The following is a 3,146-nucleotide window of genomic DNA, read 5'->3' on the forward strand; positions in this document are numbered from 1 at the left end:
TCGTGACCGGGTACCGGCCGCAGTTTTTCTTCCGCACCACGGACGTAACCGGGTCGGTAAAGCTCCCCGAGGGCGTGGAGATGGTCATGCCCGGGGACAACGCCAACCTGGAGATCGAGCTGATCATGCCCATCGCCATGGAGAAAGGGCTGAAGTTCGCCATCCGCGAAGGCGGCCGCACCGTCGGCGCCGGCAGCGTGACCGATATCATCGAGTAAAAGGAGAGCCATGTTAACCAAGATCAGAATCAAGTTAAAATCGTTCGACAACCGGGTGCTGGACAAGTCATCGGCGGAAATCGTCGCCAAGGCCAAGCGGACCGGCGCCATCGTCACCGGCCCCATCCCCCTGCCGACCAAGATCGAGCGCTTCTGCGTCCTCCGTTCACCGAATACCGACAAGAAATCGCGCGAGCATTTCGAACGCCGTTCCCATGCCCGGCTGATCGAGATCCGCGAACACAACGACGATACGATTTCCGAATTGAAAAAAATGGATCTACCCGCCGGCGTCGAGGTCGAGGTCAAATCCAACTAAATGAGAAGGTGAAACCATGATACAGGGAATAATTGGCAAAAAAATGGGCATGACGCAGGTGTTCACCGACGACGGTCGGGTGATCCCCGTGACCATGATCAAGGCCGCTTGCGTGGTGGTTCAAAAACGGACCGGCGAAGGCCAGAAAACGAGGGTCCAGCTGGGTTTTGTCGAGGATAAACCGGTCAAGAACGTCGGCAAACCGCAGAAGGGGCATTTCGCCAAGGCCAAGGTGCCGCCGACGCGCAGGCTGCATGAGTTTTTTCTGAACGGTACCGAGATCAATGTCGGCGATGCGGTCGGGGCCGATATTTTCGCAGAAAGCGAGATCGTCCGCGTGCTGGGGACGACCAAGGGCAAAGGATTCCAGGGCGTCGTCAAGCGCTATGGCTTTGCCGGCGGCCGCTCGAGCCACGGTTCCATGTTTCACCGCGCCATCGGCTCGGCCGGCAGCAACACCTACCCGGGCGAGGTCATCAAGGGCAAGCGCATGCCCGGCCGCATGGGCGGCGAGAGCAAGACCGTCATGGGCTTGGAAGTAGTCAAGGTGGACAAGGAAAGGAATCTGCTTCTGGTCAAGGGGGCCGTTCCCGGTTGCAAGAACAACTACCTCTATATTTTGAAGAATTCCTTCTAACGGAGAACAATCATGGTCAAGATCAAGGTACGAAACATTCAGAATAAGGAAGTGAGCGAGTTGGAACTTCCTGAAGCCATCTTTGACTACCCTTTGAAAGAGCATCTGATCTACGAAGCGGTAAAAAATTACAATGCCAATCAGCGCCAGGGTACGGCCTGCACCAAGACCCGCGCTGAGGTTTCCGGCAGCGGCAAGAAGCTCTGGAAGCAAAAAGGGACGGGCCGGGCCAGGATGGGCGCCATCCGCAGCCCGCTCTGGCGCAAGGGTGGCACCACCTTCGGTCCCAAGCCGCGCGACTACTCCTACGCCATGCCCAAGAAGGCGCGCCGCAACGCCATCAAATCGGTTCTTTCGGAAAAAGTCAGGAATGACCGCCTTCTGGTTCTCGACGAGCTGAAGCTCCGTTCGAAAAAAACCAAGGATGCGCTCAAGACCCTGAGCAAGTTCGCCTTCGACAAGCTACTGATCGTCGACAACAAGGACAACTCGGACCTGATGCTGTCCACGCGCAACATCCCCCACATCAAGGCCATCGACGTGGGCGAAATGAACATTTATGATTCGCTGAACTACAATTACATCATGCTTTCGGTCGCCGGGATCAAAAAGCTGATGGAGGTGCTCAAATGAAGCTGGAATACGCGGAAATGATTCTGGCGCCGTTGGTGACCGAGAAAACGACGGCGTTGAAGGACAAGCAGCGGCTGTTGTGCTTCAAGGTCCACCGCGCCGCCAACAAGATCATGGTCAAGAAAGCGGTCGAGGAGCTGTTCAAAACCAAGGTGGAATCGGTGCGCATCCAAAACTACCAGGGCAAGGAAAAGCGCCATGGCCGCTACACCGGGCGCCGTGCCGCCTGGAAAAAAGCTTACGTCAAGCTGACCCCCGACGCCAAAATGATTGAATACATCGAGGTGATCTGATGGGCATCAAAACATTCAACCCGGTCACGCCGGGACTGCGCGGCCGCGCCGGCTATACGTTCGAGGAATTGACCACCGACAAGCCCTACCGCAGGTTGCTGGTCTCCCTGCCCAAGCACGCCGGCCGCAACAACATGGGGCGCATCTCGGTCCGCCACCACGGCGGCGGCCACAAGCGCCAGTACCGCATCATCGATTTTCGCCGCAACAAGCTGGAAGTGCCCGGCATGATCGAGACCATCGAATACGATCCCAACCGCACGCCGCGCATCGCCCTGGTCAAGTACCAGGATGGCGACCGGCGCTACATCCTGGCGCCGCTGGGCATCAAGGTCGGCGATCCGGTCATCTCCACCGCGGGGGAAGCGGAAATACTGCCCGGCAACACGCTGCTGATCAAGAATATTCCCGTGGGCACCAACATCCACAACGTGGAAATGAGCATGGGCCGGGGCGGGCAAATCGCGCGCACGGCCGGCGCCTACGCCACGCTGATGGCCAAGGAAAGCGAATACGCGTTGCTGAAGATGCCGTCGGGCGAACTGCGCAAGATCCACATCAACTGCCGGGCGACCATCGGCCAGCTGGGCAACGTCGAACGGGCAAACATAAAAATCGGGAAAGCCGGCCGCAACCGCTGGCTGGGCTGGCGCCCGCACGTGCGCGGCACGGTCATGAACCCGATCGACCATCCCCACGGCGGCGGCGAAGGCAAAACCAAGGGCGGCCGCAACCCGGTCACCCCCTGGGGCAAGCCGACCAAGGGCTACAAGACCCGGCGCAACATGCGCACCACGAAATTCATTGTGAAAAGGAGAGGGTAAATAAATGGGCCGATCACTAAAAAAAGGTGTCTATATTGATGCAAAATTGCTTAAAAAAGTCATTGAAACCAGGAATTCCGGCAAAAAAGAGATCATCAAGACCTGGTACCGGCGCTCCACCGTCATTCCGGAAATGGTCGGCATGACCATGGCGGTCCACAACGGCAGGAAATTCATCCCGATTTACATCACCAAGAACATGGTGGGATTGAAACTCGGCGA

Annotated in this window: 7 protein-coding genes; all 7 read left to right on the forward strand. The window is 57.7% G+C overall.

The genetic code is table 11. From position 1 onward, the window contains the following. On the forward strand, positions 1–218 hold a 218-nt coding region (gene tuf / locus NTW95_02435), incomplete at its 5' end, for an elongation factor Tu (protein MCX6556277.1). 10 nt (positions 219–228) lie between these two features. Beyond that, positions 229–537: a 30S ribosomal protein S10 gene (rpsJ, locus tag NTW95_02440; protein ID MCX6556278.1), complete on the forward strand. Its 309-nt coding sequence runs from the start codon at positions 229–231 to the stop codon at positions 535–537. A 16-nt stretch (positions 538–553) separates the two neighbouring features. Next, entirely contained in the window at positions 554–1,174 is a 621-nt protein-coding gene (rplC, locus tag NTW95_02445; GenBank protein ID MCX6556279.1) for a 50S ribosomal protein L3, read from the forward strand. 12 nt (positions 1,175–1,186) lie between these two features. Further along, complete coding sequence (gene rplD / locus NTW95_02450; GenBank protein ID MCX6556280.1) at positions 1,187–1,807, forward strand: 50S ribosomal protein L4; 621 nt, start codon at positions 1,187–1,189, stop codon at positions 1,805–1,807. Beyond that, entirely contained in the window at positions 1,804–2,100 is a 297-nt protein-coding gene (gene rplW, locus NTW95_02455; GenBank protein ID MCX6556281.1) for a 50S ribosomal protein L23, read from the forward strand. Before rplD ends, rplW begins: the two co-directional genes overlap by 4 nt. Further along, a complete protein-coding gene (rplB, locus tag NTW95_02460) occupies positions 2,100–2,924 on the forward strand; it encodes a 50S ribosomal protein L2 (protein MCX6556282.1) in 825 nt (274 codons plus the stop codon). Before rplW ends, rplB begins: the two co-directional genes overlap by 1 nt. Before the next feature lie 4 nt (positions 2,925–2,928). Further along, the coding region (gene rpsS, locus NTW95_02465) for a 30S ribosomal protein S19 (GenBank protein ID MCX6556283.1) at positions 2,929–3,146 on the forward strand (218 nt) is incomplete at its 3' end.

This window comes from Candidatus Aminicenantes bacterium (assembly GCA_026393795.1).
Classification (GTDB): domain Bacteria; phylum Acidobacteriota; class Aminicenantia; order UBA2199; family UBA2199; genus UBA2199.

What these genes read in the sequence shown, in the direction of transcription:
- rpsJ (MCX6556278.1), top strand. Translation starts at nt 229, where the DNA reads ATGTTAACCAAGATCAGAATCAAGTTAAAATCGTTCGACAACCGGGTG.
- rplC (MCX6556279.1), top strand. Translation starts at nt 554, where the DNA reads ATGATACAGGGAATAATTGGCAAAAAAATGGGCATGACGCAGGTGTTC.
- rplD (MCX6556280.1), top strand. Translation starts at nt 1,187, where the DNA reads ATGGTCAAGATCAAGGTACGAAACATTCAGAATAAGGAAGTGAGCGAG.
- rplW (MCX6556281.1), top strand. Translation starts at nt 1,804, where the DNA reads ATGAAGCTGGAATACGCGGAAATGATTCTGGCGCCGTTGGTGACCGAG.
- rplB (MCX6556282.1), top strand. Translation starts at nt 2,100, where the DNA reads ATGGGCATCAAAACATTCAACCCGGTCACGCCGGGACTGCGCGGCCGC.